12 protein-coding genes are annotated in these 14460 nt (G+C 34.4%); 4 read left to right on the top strand and 8 right to left on the bottom strand.

Going from position 1 to position 14460, the window contains the following annotated elements:
- Positions 1-40 precede the first annotated feature (40 nt).
- The 3 genes from purB to EDF66_RS12225 all read right to left on the bottom strand — a co-directional run bounded on the left by purB (position 41) and on the right by EDF66_RS12225 (position 2107).
- Positions 41-1390, bottom strand: a complete 1350-nt coding sequence (gene purB, locus EDF66_RS12235; protein ID WP_132770950.1) for an adenylosuccinate lyase — start codon at positions 1388-1390, stop codon at positions 41-43.
- A gap of 125 nt (positions 1391-1515) precedes the next feature.
- Complete coding sequence (locus EDF66_RS12230; protein WP_021192480.1) at positions 1516-1734, bottom strand: hypothetical protein; 219 nt, start codon at positions 1732-1734, stop codon at positions 1516-1518.
- 148 nt (positions 1735-1882) lie between these two features.
- Positions 1883-2107 carry a hypothetical protein gene (locus EDF66_RS12225; protein ID WP_021192479.1) on the bottom strand — a complete coding sequence of 75 codons (225 nt, stop codon included), beginning with the start codon at positions 2105-2107 and terminating at the stop codon, positions 1883-1885.
- Positions 2108-2340: 233 nt separating this feature from the next.
- Here EDF66_RS12225 and EDF66_RS12220 point away from each other — a divergent pair, with 233 nt between their 5' ends.
- A complete protein-coding gene (locus EDF66_RS12220) occupies positions 2341-3690 on the top strand; it encodes an acyl-CoA dehydrogenase family protein (RefSeq protein ID WP_132842932.1) in 1350 nt (449 codons plus the stop codon).
- A 192-nt stretch (positions 3691-3882) separates the two neighbouring features.
- Here EDF66_RS12220 and EDF66_RS12215 read toward each other — a convergent pair whose 3' ends face one another.
- The 5 genes from EDF66_RS12215 to EDF66_RS12195 all read right to left on the bottom strand — a co-directional run bounded on the left by EDF66_RS12215 (position 3883) and on the right by EDF66_RS12195 (position 9819).
- Positions 3883-4701: a ZIP family metal transporter gene (locus EDF66_RS12215; RefSeq protein WP_132842930.1), complete on the bottom strand. Its 819-nt coding sequence runs from the start codon at positions 4699-4701 to the stop codon at positions 3883-3885.
- Between the two features lie 467 nt (positions 4702-5168).
- Positions 5169-6362 carry a dicarboxylate/amino acid:cation symporter gene (locus tag EDF66_RS12210; protein ID WP_132842928.1) on the bottom strand — a complete coding sequence of 398 codons (1194 nt, stop codon included), beginning with the start codon at positions 6360-6362 and terminating at the stop codon, positions 5169-5171.
- A gap of 642 nt (positions 6363-7004) precedes the next feature.
- The gene (arr, locus tag EDF66_RS12205) at positions 7005-7415 is read right to left on the bottom strand and encodes an NAD(+)--rifampin ADP-ribosyltransferase (protein WP_132842926.1); all 411 of its coding nucleotides are present in this window, start codon (positions 7413-7415) and stop codon (positions 7005-7007) included.
- Between the two features lie 177 nt (positions 7416-7592).
- Positions 7593-8078: a Cys-tRNA(Pro) deacylase gene (gene ybaK / locus EDF66_RS12200; RefSeq protein WP_132842925.1), complete on the bottom strand. Its 486-nt coding sequence runs from the start codon at positions 8076-8078 to the stop codon at positions 7593-7595.
- 685 nt (positions 8079-8763) lie between these two features.
- Positions 8764-9819, bottom strand: a complete 1056-nt coding sequence (locus EDF66_RS12195) for an outer membrane beta-barrel protein (protein WP_132770944.1) — start codon at positions 9817-9819, stop codon at positions 8764-8766.
- A 328-nt stretch (positions 9820-10147) separates the two neighbouring features.
- Here EDF66_RS12195 and EDF66_RS12190 point away from each other — a divergent pair, with 328 nt between their 5' ends.
- The 3 genes from EDF66_RS12190 (at position 10148) to EDF66_RS12180 (ending at position 13886) form a co-directional block, all read left to right on the top strand.
- Positions 10148-11452: an ammonium transporter gene (locus tag EDF66_RS12190; protein WP_132842923.1), complete on the top strand. Its 1305-nt coding sequence runs from the start codon at positions 10148-10150 to the stop codon at positions 11450-11452.
- Positions 11453-12007: 555 nt separating this feature from the next.
- Positions 12008-13156, top strand: a complete 1149-nt coding sequence (locus EDF66_RS12185; protein ID WP_132842922.1) for a sensor histidine kinase — start codon at positions 12008-12010, stop codon at positions 13154-13156.
- Complete coding sequence (locus tag EDF66_RS12180; protein WP_132842921.1) at positions 13131-13886, top strand: LytR/AlgR family response regulator transcription factor; 756 nt, start codon at positions 13131-13133, stop codon at positions 13884-13886. The genes EDF66_RS12185 and EDF66_RS12180 overlap by 26 nt, the downstream gene beginning before the upstream one ends.
- Positions 13887-14460: the final 574 nt, after the last annotated feature.

The following is a 14460-nucleotide window of genomic DNA, read 5'->3' as shown; positions in this document are numbered from 1 at the left end:
GTTAAAAATCAGGTGATGTTAGTCATTAAAGCGTAAAAGCTTATAGACTTACACCTGTGTAACTAGAAGGGCTTATTGATTTTAGTTCAGCCTTAACTTTATCTGTAACATTTAAATTGTCCACAAATTCAGCAATTGTTTCTTCCGTTACATGCGTGTTTGTACGTGTTAAATCTTTTAGAGCTTCGTATGGTTTAGGGTAGCCCTCTCTTCTTAATACTGTTTGAATTGCCTCTGCAACAACTGCCCAGTTATTATTTAGATCTGCTTGCAATGCCTGCTCATTTAATATCAATTTTCGTAAACCTCTTAAAGTAGATTTGATTGCAATTAGTGTATGCGCAAAAGGAACGCCGATATTACGCAATACTGTTGAATCTGTTAAATCCCTCTGTAAACGAGAAATAGGTAATTTTGCTGCTAAGTGTTCAAATAATGCATTTGCAATTCCTAAATTTCCTTCTGCATTTTCAAAATCAATCGGATTTACTTTATGTGGCATTGCTGAGGATCCTATTTGACCAGCAGTAATTTTTTGTTTGAAATATTCCATTGACACATAAGTCCAGATGTCGCGGCACAAATCAATTAATATCGTGTTAATGCGTTTGAAAGCATCACAGCTTGCTGCAAAATTGTCGTAATGTTCAATTTGGGTGGTTGTTTGTGAACGACTTAGGCCCAGAGATTCATTAACAAATTTATTTCCAAAGGCTACCCAGTCTGTCTGTGGGTATGCAACATGATGTGCATTGAAATTACCAGTAGCTCCACCAAATTTTGCGGAGTAAGGCACCGCTTTTAATTGATCAAATTGGCGTTGGATACGTTCCACGAAAACTTTGATTTCTTTTCCTAAACGTGTTGGGGACGCGGGTTGGCCGTGTGTACGTGCTAACATGGATACATTGGACCAATCACTAGATAATGTTGTTAATTCTTGGATCAACTCTTCTATCGCTGGTGTATAGACAGCTGCGATCGCATCTTTCCATGAGTATGGAATAGCCGTGTTGTTTATATCTTGAGAGGTTAAGCCAAAATGAATAAATTCTAAAGAGTCATGTAGGCCAAGTTTTTCAAATTGATCCTTTAAAAAGTATTCAACTGCTTTGACATCATGGTTCGTTACTTTTTCAGTATTCTTTATCCAAATAGCGTCTTCTTCAGTAAAGTTTCTATATAGATCACGTAATTTTTCATTCAACGAGCCGTCAAAATGACTTAATTGTTCAATTCCTGATTGAGAAAGAGCGATGAAATATTCAACTTCTACTAAAACCCGATATTTAATTAAGGCAAATTCTGAAAAATAAGCGCCTAATTCTTGCGTTGCGTTATGATAGCGACCGTCTACTGGAGATACGGCGGTAAGTGATGATAAGGCCATAATACATTTTTGTTTGTGCAAAGGTAAAAAAATGAGAGGAGCTTATCAATTTAAATGCGAGGTATATAACAAAAAAAGCCCCAACATGTGGGGCTTTTAATATTTTTAAAATCAGTTCCCTGAAATTAGTGAGCAGCTTTTGCTGAATCAATAGCAACTTTAGCTGAATCAACTACAGTTTTAGCTGAATCAATAGCTGTGTTAGCTGAATCGATAACTGTGTTAGCTGAATCGATAGCAGTTGAATCAGAAGCAGTTTCTGATTTGTTTGCAGTACCATTACAAGAAGCGAAAGCTACAGTTAAAGCTAATCCTAAGAAAGCGAATTTGAATGAATTTTTCATTTTGATTTTATTAAATTTTATTAAAATTTCTTTATTTAAAGGTTTATACCTTAAAATTGAAAAGGTAACCCGTTTATTTTATCTTTTTTTTAAAAGAAAGCTTACATCGTTAAAATGCAAGCTTTTATGTCTTCGGACAGTACTAAAATTATTTTTTAGTAACAGCAGAATCAACTTTCGCAGCAGCAGAATCAACTTTTGCAGCAGCAGAGTCAACTTTGTTAGCTGCAGAATCTAAAACAGTAGCTGCAGAATCAACTAAAGCAGCAGCTGAGTCAGCAGTAGCATTAGTTTTAGTTTCAGCACCACCACAAGAAGCGAAAGCTACAGTTAAAGCTAATCCTAAGAAAGCGAATTTGAATGAATTTTTCATTTTGATTTTTCTAAATTAATGGAAACAAAATTGTTATTTAAACATTAATACTTAGAAAGTTAAAAGGTAACCTGAAAAAAATATTATTTTTTTAAAATTATGTAATGACTTGTAAATCAGTTTTTTATTTTTAATTATTATTTGGTCTTTTTCGATGTTATAGAACATTCTGTTTTAAATAGTGTATATTGAAAAGACAAATTGTAGACAACTGTTACTAAAAGAATGATGCTATGTTTGATAAAATGAAAAATATACTAGATCTGCTAAAAGCTGTTGATTTAGAACAATTGCAAAAGATTTCTCAAAAAATTGACTTGGGTCAGGTATTGAATGCTGTTTCGAAAATGGATGATAATCAATTGAAGGGTGCTATGAAATTACTGACGGCAACAAGCAAGAAAAAGGAGTTGCCTCCGATCAATGGAGATTTTTATCATATTGAAGAAAAATTATCGACCGCTGATAAGATTACGCAATTGAAAGTTCGTGATTTTATGGAGAAGGAGATCAGTCCTATTGTTAATAACTATTGGTTACGGGATGAGTTTCCTTTTGAAATTATTGAAAAGTTTGCAGCTTTAAATATATGCGGATATACTTATGATGGATATGGCTGTGCTGGAGGAAGTTCTTTGATGGAGGGCGTTATTGCAGCAGAGATTGCCCGGGTCGATGCGTCAATTGCGACATTTTATGGGGTACAGAGTGGATTGGCAATGGGGTCAATATATATATGTGGATCTGATGAGCAAAAGCAGGAGTGGTTGCCACGTATGCAGCAGATGAAGGTGATCGGAGCTTTTGGACTGACCGAACCTGAAGTAGGATCCGGAGCTGCGGGGGGATTGACTTGTACTTGTAAAAAAACTGAATCTGGCTGGGTTTTGAATGGTCAAAAGAAATGGATAGGAAATAGTACTTTTTCAGATATTACGATAATTTGGGCTAGAGATCTGGATGATGGACAAGTGAAGGGCTTTATCGTGCGAAGGGAAAATCCAGGTTTTGCTGTCGAAAAAATAAAAGGAAAGATGGCTTTGCGAATCGTTCAGAATGGTTTGATTACATTGACGGATTGTGTCGTTCCTGAATCGGACCGATTGCAGCATGCTAATAGTTTCAAAGATACTGCTAAAGTGTTGCAGATGACACGTGCTGGAGTTGCCTGGATGGCGGTAGGTTGTGCACGAGGAGCTTATGAAAATGCGCTTGATTATACCCGAAAGCGAGAGCAATTTGGAAAACCTATTGCATCTTTTCAGTTGATTCAAAATCATTTGGTTGAAATGCTATCTAATTTAACGGCTATGCAGACGTTGGTTTATCGTTTATCTGAAATGCAGGATAACGGCGACTTAAAAGATGAGCACGCATCACTTGCAAAAGTTTTTTGCTCATTAAGAACACGTGATATTGTATCTAAAGCTAGAGAGGTGATGGGGGGGAATGGAATTTTACTTGAATATAATGTTGCTCGATTTTTAGCAGATGCGGAAGCTATCTACTCATATGAGGGGACTAAAGAAATTAATTCATTGATTGTAGGACGTAGCATTACAGGTTTTAGTGCTTTTGTATAATAATTGAGAGTCATGTTTAACTGTGAATTCTTTTACCGTTGATTTTATTCAAAATTCGATTATTTAATTATAACCTATGATCTTTAGCTTAGCTGTGGGTTATTTTATCCTATTTTCATTGAGATTTCCGGTGCTACAATAAAAAAGGATCAAAATTAATTATTTTGATCCTTTTTTATGCTTAACTGAATTTTATCCTAGGGCCACATCTAAAGTCATCATTAAAATGAAACCTCCTATAAATCCGATTGTTGCGATGTCTGAATTTTTATTTTGTTGCGCTTCAGGTATAACTTCTTCTACGACTACAAAGATCATGGCTCCGGCCGCAAATGCTAGTGCATAAGGAAGTATGGGTGTAAAAGTAACTACTGCCATTGCTCCCAAAACACCGGCAATTGGTTCTACAATTGCGGATGCTTGTCCGTAGAAAAAACTTTTTCGTCTGCTCATGCCCATTCTTCTTAGTGGCATTGCGACTGCAATACCTTCAGGAAAATTTTGTAAACCTATTCCAATCGCCAAGATAACAGCCCCGGCAATTGTCGCCTCTGGAATCCCTGCAGCAACACTCCCGAAAAGAACACCTACCGCAAGTCCTTCAGGGATATTATGAAGTGTAATGGCTAAAATCATTAAAGTTGTTTTTTGCCATGGGGTCTTTACTCCTTCCACTTTTTTAAAATTGATATGTAGATGAGGTAAAACTTTGTCTATACTAAATAGGAATGCCGCGCCAATTAAAAATCCGACCACAGCTGGGACGACTTGTGCAAAACCAGTGCCTTCGCTCATGTCGATGGCGGGTATGAGGAGACTCCAGACACTTGCGGCTACCATTACCCCGCCCGTGAATCCCAACATGCCGTCCATGACATTTTTATTCATTTTTTTAAATAGGAATACAAATGAAGCGCCCAAAGCAGTGACTAGCCATGTAAATAATGTTGCATACAGAGCGGCTAAAATAGGGTCGATGCTTTCTAGGTATGTAATAACTGATTCAATCATAGTTTTGATATTATTTCATTATTTATTCATCTTTGAAATGTGCTCATATTTTTGCGATATCCACACTTAATATTTCAGGATTGGATGGATCATCTACCATTAATGTGGCTGTGTGTTTTAAAATATGATTCGTTAGAAGTTAAGCAAGTCTAATCTTAGATGGTATGCAACAAAAGTAATAAGTTAGATTGAACTAACAAATATATTTCTAACATTTTTGTTAGTATATGCTAATAATTTTTAGTTTATCTGTTTGTGTTTGAATAGCCGTCTGTTATCTTTAGTGCTGATCTGTATTTAAGAATTGAGTTGGAAGTAGTCAGCTCTGTGCGATAACTTGGTTTTATGCTTTATTATTTACAAGATGGGCTGGAAAATTTAACCAGCCCACTTGTACAACTTTCTATTAAGGGGTAAAGAATGGGTGGAAATTCTCATTCTAAATTGTTTATCACGATTAATTCTCCTTAAGCATTAGCTTTTTCTTCTTTATTCTTTTCTTGTTTTTTAAAAATAGCATTTAATAGAATTGCTATAGCACCATCACCTGTTACATTACATGCTGTTCCGAAGCTATCCATTGCGATGTATAAAGCAATCATTAAAGCTTGATTCTCGACGTTGAAACCGAGCATACTACCGATTATACCTATTGCTGCCATAATTGCTCCGCCAGGTACTCCTGGTGCTGCGATCATTGTTACCCCTAACATGCAGATAAATCCCATCATTTGTACAAAGTCTATTGGTATACCTTGCATCATCATAAGTGCAAGTACACATGCAACGATTTTCAGAGTACTTCCTGCAAGATGTATTGTTGCACATAATGGGATGCTGAAATTAGCGATGTCTTCATCAACACCGAGTTTTTTAGCTTGCTTTAGTGTTACGGGGATCGTTGCTGCAGAGGACTGTGTTCCTAAGGCTGTAAAATAAGCAGGTAACATACCCATTAATAATTTGAATGGATTTTTTTTAGAGGCTATCCCTGCGATGATAAATTGAATTACAAGCAAAAGGATATGGATGACAAAGATAATCCCGATAATTTTTATGAAGACATGGAGTATTGTGAAAACCTTACCTGTGTATGTCATATCGTAGAAGATTCCTAGGATGAAAAACGGTAATAAGGGGATAATCATTTTTTCGATGATAAAACTGATTACTTTTTCAAAATCGATAAATACCTTTTCTAATGTCGAATTTTCTAATTTTGACAAGCCAATACCGATACAGAATGCAAGCACTAAGGCGGACATGACGTCGAATAGGGGTGGGAACTCAATTTTGAAATAGGGACTCAGTGTTTTGGTGGTTTCGGTAATTAGATCTGTATTGATCTGGTTTTGAAGTAAAGCCGGGAATATACTCATGCTGATCGTGTACGAAAAAAGTCCAGCAAATAAGGTTGAAGCGTAGGCGATCAATACAGTTGTCAATAATAATTTTCCTGCAGTCTTTCCTAGTTGAGCAATTGATGGAATGATTAATCCAACGATAATTAGGGGAATCAAAAATTTTAAGAATTGATCAAAAAGAAAATTATATGTGGTTAAGATTCTTCCTAATGACTCAGGGAGATATAGGCCGAGTAGAATACCTGATATGATAGCGACGATTACTTTAAAGAGAAGATTCTCAGTAATTTTTTTCATTGGATTTGTTTTAGTATATGATGTGTTATCCTTAGGATAATACGTTTATTTCATTTATAAAATAATTTATCATCTCCATTCTTTAAAAAAGAAGTCAATAGATGATCCATTTTGTTCTTTGCATTGAAGAAAAGTATATATTTAATTATCTGGAATGATTCATATTCTTGACATCTGTATGGAGTTTAATCTGTTGAGAAAAAAAAATGTCATCAGTAAAGTTGATTTTGATACGTTGTTGCTCCTTTAGTCTGTTCTAAAAATGTCGACCCGATAAAAAAATATATTACGAAAATAGGAATTAATAACTGATTTATTTTGAAGCGTCCTCGTGTTTAGGTATTTGTATGGTACGGTCTCCAGTTGATTTGTTTGGGGTATTGTTTTGTGGTGTAGCTTGTTAATGTCTTTTTAGTGGTGTTGTTTGTTGTTAAATTAAAATGGATTGCTTATCATATTTTATTGTTCAGGGACTGTTTTTTATAATGTAATATTTCGGTAATGTGAATTTAGGTTTTTAATGGAAATCAACATTGTGTGTCATAGTGTGATTTTTTTGAAAACAAAGCTGTGATCAAAATAAGGGACTGTGATGTTGTGCTACTTGATGTTTTTAATGAGGTTGGATTTTTCATTCTTTGATTAGTCTTCAATTGCTTCAATGCCCTCTTGTTCGAGTTTTTTGAGATGTGATTTCATTGCTACTAGTTGCTCTAAGGAGTGACCTTGCCAATCTTTTATTTCTCCGACAACACGTAAAAAATATGCTGTTCGGTAGGATTTTGTCGGATTGCCGGGGAATTTTTTATTTGTGAGATTAGGATCATCTTCGATAGGGCCAGACGGATCTACTAAATAAATCCTTTCAGGGGTATCTCCCTGTGCTAATTCAGCTCCCCATATTGCGGCATCTAAAGTTGCAGTTAAATATACATATTTAGCATGTTTTCGTTTGCCATAATTAGAAGGATGGCCTGGCTCAATCAGGTCTCCTAGTTTAAGATCAGTTTTAGTGCCATGGTAAAACTGGTCTAAGGGTTTATTCTTGTCCATGATTTACTGAAAGTTATCCAAACTATTTATCTTTATACAAGATCGTTTTTTTTTGTGTATATCAATTGCTTTTCATTAAAAAATATCTAATTATAGCCAGATATCGAGTTCTTTTTTTGTCTATTCTATTTGTTGTGATGCTTTTTAATGTTGAGGTTTAAAGATGCTTATGCTTCTTTATGCGCCAATGATAATATCGGCAAAGATTGCGTTTGTAGCTTTGATAAGATCCTGAGGATTTATTTCAATCTGAAGTCCTTTTTTACCAGCGCTAATGACAATTTTGTTTTCCAAGGAAGCGAGTTCTTCTATGTATGTTGGAAATATTTTTTTCATTCCTATAGGAGAGCATCCCCCTCGAATATATCCGGTTATGTGCTGCAAATCTTTCATAGGAAGCATTTCACATTTTTTATTACCTGATATAATTGCTAGCTTTTTCAAATCTACCTGTGCATTTCCTGGTATGACAGCAACAATGTAAGGATCTTTTTGTCCGGTGAGCACGAGGGTTTTGTAGATTATTTCTTCGCGAATTCCCAATGCCTCAGCAACATCGGTAGCGCTTTGGTGTTCACCCACTACTTCGTAAGTTCTTAAATTATAAGTAAACCTTAAGTTGTCCAGGATGCGGGCAGCATTAGTTTTTGTTATTTCTTTCATAAATCTGTATTCTTAATAATCGCTTCAGTACGCTGATGAATGATTTGATGTAGATGAATGTAATGATGATTTTATTAAAAAGCAATATGAAATTCTATGATGTTTAATTAAATATGTCGCTTCAGGATTTTGTTCTATATGAAGTGTGTTTCTAATAATTGCAAGAATGATGTTCTTACCTATAGGATACCTATAGAGGTGGTATGGGTTTTATTGTGTCTGTCCTGTGTATAGATGGTGCATAGAAAGGTTGTTTATTGTGTGTGCTAAGGGTTGGCCTATAATTCGGATTGTGTGTTTCTAGTCTCGTTCTTGTGTGAGGCTAGGTTATTTCTTGTGTGCTTGTAGGGTGATTGTATAGTCAGTGTTGTGTGTTTGCAGGCTTTGCCTAGGTTTATCATTGTGTGATACTGGGCTCGGATGGGATTTCATAAGAAGAATTAATGTCTTTGCTTGTTTTATTATTTATGACTGTTTTTTATATACTAATTGTAAATAATATATATTAGTTTCGTTGAGATGGTGATACTTCAATATTAACAAAAGGGATTATTCAATAAAATGAATAATCCCTTTTGTTAATATTGCAAATAGTTTCCTTATACTGTGATCCAATTACTTTTATAAAGAACAATATCTGTTATTTATAATCGATTTTGCTGGATTTTAATTTAGTTGTTGTTTTTTAAAAGGCATATACTAAGGCGAGTGAAAATTGTCCGGCATTTTTTGTTGGAGATAGGTCTTGTTTTACAAACATCTGTGTTTCACTGTTATCAAATCTAACTTCAGGGATAAAAGTAAAGCCATGATGTTTGAAGTTTGCTGTTAACGTAGTGGAAAAGATTTCATTACTGGTAACTTCAGCTACGGGCATGTTTTTAGTTTTATAATATTCACCACGGATTCCTATACCAATATTTTCATTTATATTCACTTTTGGGTATAATGCTACTCCCGAATAGCCGCCTTCTCCTTTTCTGCTGTAGTCGGTCGCATTTGCACCTAATGAAAATAATGGAGAGAATGAATAATTTCCTACAAAATCGATCAAAGTTCCTGAGCTATAATTGCTGGCGCCGCCTTGTGAAGATCCTGTCAGAAAATTAAGGAAAAAGCTTGATTTGTCATTTGGTGCAACTGATAATTGTGATCCAAAGTGTGATACACCGTTTAAATCTTGGTAGACATTCCAATCATTAAAGATTCCGACCATAAGCCCTACTTTTTCAGAAAAAGCATATTGTGCTTTTAGTCCTGCATCCTGGAAAGGTCCTGCACCAAAAAGATATGAGGTTGAGTAATGGAAATTGAATGATGGACAGATGACTTCATAGCCTACAAAAGTCCCCATAAAACCGGCTGTTAAACTTAATTTTTCTGTCAGTGCATAGGAAATGTAGAGGTTTTGAATGTGGAAGCTGTTTTTGTCGTCCCCATTTTGACCGTCTCCATTAATTATGGAGCGGTACTGTCCTCTCGGCCCAAATGATAATTCACCTACAAAAGATGCTTTTCCAGTTTTTTTCTTCAGAGCAAGATCAACCATTCCTATGGATACTGAATTATTGTCTTCAGTAAAATAGGTGTTTATATTCGGTTGTTTTTGGAAATCATATTTCCAATATGTATCCACTGATCCAGATATTTCTAGATCTAATAAATCATATTTTTTTGTTTGTGCATATATTTTGCTGCTTACTATTATTAAAATTAGTGTTGTTAAGATGATTTTTTTCATTTTTTCATGTTTTTAAATGTTTGTTTTTATTTTTTAGCATTCAAAAGCACTTAAACATCTAGTTTTTTTTAATATTTTATGTAAATATTATTGTTTTTCCTCTTGTTTTGTTGTTTTATTAGCATTTAATCTAGTTGTTTTTGTGTTTTTAGGTTGATTTATTTAGAATTCTGATGTAAATATATGATTTTATTTAATATTTTATTGATTTTTTAATTAATTGAACTTATATTTGATCGAAATCAAATTTATAATAGTTATTTTTGATTGTTTTTTACTGATAAACACATTTTGTTATGAAATTATTAAACTTAAATCTTGAAATATTATGAAAAAATTCATTCCGCTTATTATTTTGGTTTGTTTAGCGATTATTGGCTTAGTTACACCCTCATTAGAAGTCAGTAATGTTGCAGGTGTGGAGATCGACACCGGAGATACGGCTTGGTTACTCGCTTCCTCGGCTTTGGTTTTGATTATGACTCCAGGTTTGGCATTCTTTTATGGTGGAATGGTGAGCAAGAAGAATGTTATCTCCACGATGATGCAAAGTTTCATCTGTATGTGTATTATTTCTGTCCTTTGGGTTATTTTCGGTTTTAGCTTAGCTTTTGGCGATGATATTGGGGGTATTATTGGAGATCCTCGTACGTTCTATATGATGAAGGGGATGTTGGGGAATGTGAGTTGGTCAGCTCTACCTACAATTCCACTGGTATTATTTGCTATGTTTCAGCTTAAATTTGCAATTATTACTCCTGCTCTTATAACAGGAGCTTTTGCAGAGCGTGTTCGCTTTAATTCATTTATGGTATTTATTATCTTGTTCAGTATTTTTATCTATATGCCACTGGCTCATGCCACTTGGCATCCTGAAGGTATCTTGGCCAAATTCGGTGTTTTAGATTTTGCAGGTGGTACAGTTGTTCATATGTCGGCAGGATGGGCTGCTTTGGCATCAGCTATCTATTTAAAAGGCCGTAAAAAGCCTACGCATTCGCCAGCTCGGATTAGTTACGTGATTTTAGGAACTGCTCTTTTATGGTTCGGATGGTTTGGATTTAATGCAGGTTCTGCAGGTGGGGCTAATAGTCTTGCCGCTTATGCTTTTGCAACCACAACTACTGCGTCAGCTGTAGCTTCAATTGCCTGGATATTTGTTGACCTGATCCGAGGTAAAAAACCATCTGCTATGGGAGCTTGTATCGGAGCTGTTGTTGGATTAGTTGCTATAACACCGGCAGCAGGATTTGTGACGATCTCACATTCGATCGTTGTAGGGCTTGTAGCGGCTTTAGTTAGTAATTTAGTTGTATTCTTACGTAGTAAAACCAGTATTGACGATACTTTAGATGTATTTCCTTGTCACGGTGTAGGCGGTATGGTCGGTATGGTGCTTACTGGGGTTTTTGCAAATAGTAGTGTCAACAGTGTTGTTACGACGAATGGTTTATATTTTGGTGAGACAGGTCTATTTGTAGCACATATTGTTGCGTTGATTGCAGTTTCTGTTTTTGCATTCTTTGGATCTTTCCTTTTGATCAAATTAACGGATTTAATTACACCACTTCGTGTTCATGAGGTCGAGGAAGAGCTTGGTTTAGATATTACTCAACACGACGAGGAATTGTAGAATTGATATTCATACTACCAATATTAACCCTTGATAAGGTGTGGCTTTTGCCGCACCTTACTTGTTTTATGGTACTTTTTGCACTAGTTTTTATAAATATATAATTTGTAAAATCCAGTTTATTAGGATACTTGTCTTCAACTTCTTTTATTGGTTATTTTGCTATTATTATCTCGGTCTTCACGCTTTTTTGTACTTTGATTAAAGAGATTATTATTTTATTCGGTTCAGTATGCATTTCGTCATATTCAGTTACAAAATATGATGGTTGGGACTGAATATCTTGTTTATAGTATTTCATAAAAACGATCTTTGTTAAAAGAAGAAAGAAATGGGCATCTTTGTAAGGACGAAGAGTTTTTTAAATTATGTGTGTTTTATTTTTTTATTCTTGAACAAACTGTCAATGAGTTTGATAATCAGATGGATAAAAAAATTCTATTTGATTACTATTTGTCATATTGCAAATTTATATCTGATAGAAAAAAGCCTGTTGAACTATATGAAGATGGCCAGAATCGTGATGGCAAATATTGAATTAGATTTTATTTAAAGATGGAAAAAATCAAATATATTTCTGATAAAACAAAGCGATTATTACCGACTCGTTTTAAACGTATGTTCTTGGTGATTTTTGCATTTGTTTTGCATTATTTGGTTTCATATATCTTAGATCCTTATTCTGAATTTTGGCAAGATTATTTTGGAAGGAGCTTTTCTGAACTTTTAACGGAATGGGGAATATCATTTTTATTTTGCTTTTTAATTTCTGAATCAAGTATACTTATACATAGGAGGTTAAATCTGCGGGTTCCTTGGCCACAAAATAAGTCTAAAAGACTTTTTCTTGAGATTACGCTCAATTTTTCGGCGGTTATGATTCTTATTTTGATGAATATGGTCTGTTTCGCGATTTTAGATCCTCAATCTGCGAAGGTAGAATCCGTTCCATCTATTGAAGAAATAAAAGGTATGTTACAGTGGATTGTGGTTAGTTTGGTCATTTCTTTTATGATTATTTCTATCAATACCATGAGTTATCTGATTAATAATTGGATTGAAACAGCTACGGAAATGTCCGAACATAAGATAAAGGCAGCAGAATTGAGGCAAGCATCAGTAGAAGCAGAGTTAAATGCATTGAAGATGCAATTGGATCCTCATTTTATTTTTAATAATTTGAGTGTGCTTTCTGAGTTAATTCTTGAAGATCAGCAGCTTGGTTTTGAGTATTCTGAAAATTTTGCCAAGGTCTATCGTTTTTTATTGGTCAATAGTAAAAAAAATATGATCACGCTTGATGAGGAGATTAAATTTTTAAATGCTTATATATTTTTAATTGAGCACCGTGTTGGTAGCGGTGTTAATTTTACAATTAACATTAATGACCATAGTCGTGGTATGTATATCCCATCACTAACTTTGCAGTTGCTTATTGAAAATGCAATTAAACATAATACCACAAGAAAGAAGCGACCTTTAATGATTACTATTTCCAATGATGAAGTAGGTCGAGTTGTGATTGAAAATACGTTATCACCCATGGACAATCCTGAGATTGTATCGACGGGTATTGGGCTTAATAATATAATCAGTCGTTTTCAGCTCTTAGGAGAGAAGGTGCCAGAAGTTATAAAGGATCAGCATATTTTTAGGGTATGTATTCAATTAGTAGCATATGATAGAGAAAATAGTAATAGTTGAAGATGAAAAATTGAATGCCGATCGTCTTAAACGTTTAATTGGGGATATTTATCCAAATGCTCAGATCGTAGCTGTTTTGGATAGTGTTACTGATACGGTAGACTGGTTTCGAAATCAAGAAATTCCAGATGTAGTTTTAATGGATATCCGACTTTCTGATGGAATCAGTTTTGATATTTTTGAAAAAGTGACGATCGATTGTCCTATTATTTTCACTACGGCGTATGATGAATATGCTGTACAGGCATTTAAATATAATAGTGTCGACTATATTTTGAAACCTGTTGAAAAAGAGGAATTATCAACTGCATTGCGAAAGGTTGAGGGCTTCGGTTCAATCATGAATAACCAAATATCCATTGATAAATTACTTCATTATGTAAAACCTAAAGATTATCGGTCCCGCTTCTTAGTCCCCTTTCGTGATGGTTATCAAACCATATTAGTTAATGAAGTGAATTGTATTTATGTCGATTTAAAATTGACAAAAGCACGCCTCAAGAGTGGAAAAGATGTTGTTCTTAATCAAAGTATGGATGATCTAGAAAAACAATTAGATCCAAGAATTTTTTTTAGGGCAAATCGTCAGTTCATTATTCAGATTGATGCTGTAAGTCAATTGGTTCATTATTTCAATCGTAAATTGAAAGTTGTTCTGTTTAATTCTGAATTTGATATTATTGTCAGTAGAGAAAAATCGGTTTTATTAAAAGAATGGTTAGATTCTTGATTTTTTAGGCATGTTTGCATGATGTTAAATTATTAATCACATCCTATTTTTTTGTTGGAGAAATAAGTGTTGACCGTGATCAATACTTTTCATAACGGTTATCATACATTAACGTTTATTGTTAATAGAGGAGGCAAACTTAGTGGCATAAAAACCGAGTCGATGGCCTGTTTTTATTTTTAAGTGATTGGTTATTAGGTTTGTTTTGATGGCTCTGTCGTACAGTGTGTTAACGCTAATAAATATTGTTTATTTTATTTTTCGTACCTTTGTACCGTCATATGACACGGATGCATCGGTTTGTTCCGTTATTTTATAGCTCTTTTTTGAGCTATTTCTGAGTTGTTCGCGATATACTTGTTATAGTATTTTAGAGGTGTTTATTAATATCTCGTCTTTTAAAAGATTCATTTCTTTTTCATGATTGCTCTTCATCGAACTAAGAGTAAAGTGTGTTAAATATCAAGTTGATTGAACAAGAAGGAGTTCTTCGGTCGAACTAACTCAACTTTAGAAATTGTTTTTTATGTTATTAAAATAACATGAAGGTGTTTTCTATTGAATATACCATCTG

The sequence above is a fragment of the Sphingobacterium sp. JUb20 genome, from assembly GCF_004342035.1.
Lineage (GTDB): Bacteria > Bacteroidota > Bacteroidia > Sphingobacteriales > Sphingobacteriaceae > Sphingobacterium > Sphingobacterium anhuiense.
The sequence above is the reverse complement of the archived record's forward strand: the minus strand, read 5'-3'. Positions and strand labels throughout refer to the sequence as shown.

Coding starts and splice junctions, on each gene's coding strand:
- purB (WP_132770950.1), bottom strand. CDS start 1,390: ATGGCCTTATCATCACTTACCGCCGTATCTCCAGTAGACGGTCGCTAT.
- EDF66_RS12230 (WP_021192480.1), bottom strand. CDS start 1,734: ATGAAAAATTCATTCAAATTCGCTTTCTTAGGATTAGCTTTAACTGTA.
- EDF66_RS12225 (WP_021192479.1), bottom strand. CDS start 2,107: ATGAAAAATTCATTCAAATTCGCTTTCTTAGGATTAGCTTTAACTGTA.
- EDF66_RS12220 (WP_132842932.1), top strand. CDS start 2,341: ATGTTTGATAAAATGAAAAATATACTAGATCTGCTAAAAGCTGTTGAT.
- EDF66_RS12215 (WP_132842930.1), bottom strand. CDS start 4,701: ATGATTGAATCAGTTATTACATACCTAGAAAGCATCGACCCTATTTTA.
- EDF66_RS12210 (WP_132842928.1), bottom strand. CDS start 6,362: ATGAAAAAAATTACTGAGAATCTTCTCTTTAAAGTAATCGTCGCTATC.
- arr (WP_132842926.1), bottom strand. CDS start 7,415: ATGGACAAGAATAAACCCTTAGACCAGTTTTACCATGGCACTAAAACT.
- ybaK (WP_132842925.1), bottom strand. CDS start 8,078: ATGAAAGAAATAACAAAAACTAATGCTGCCCGCATCCTGGACAACTTA.
- EDF66_RS12195 (WP_132770944.1), bottom strand. CDS start 9,819: ATGAAAAAAATCATCTTAACAACACTAATTTTAATAATAGTAAGCAGC.
- EDF66_RS12190 (WP_132842923.1), top strand. CDS start 10,148: ATGAAAAAATTCATTCCGCTTATTATTTTGGTTTGTTTAGCGATTATT.
- EDF66_RS12185 (WP_132842922.1), top strand. CDS start 12,008: ATGGAAAAAATCAAATATATTTCTGATAAAACAAAGCGATTATTACCG.
- EDF66_RS12180 (WP_132842921.1), top strand. CDS start 13,131: ATGATAGAGAAAATAGTAATAGTTGAAGATGAAAAATTGAATGCCGAT.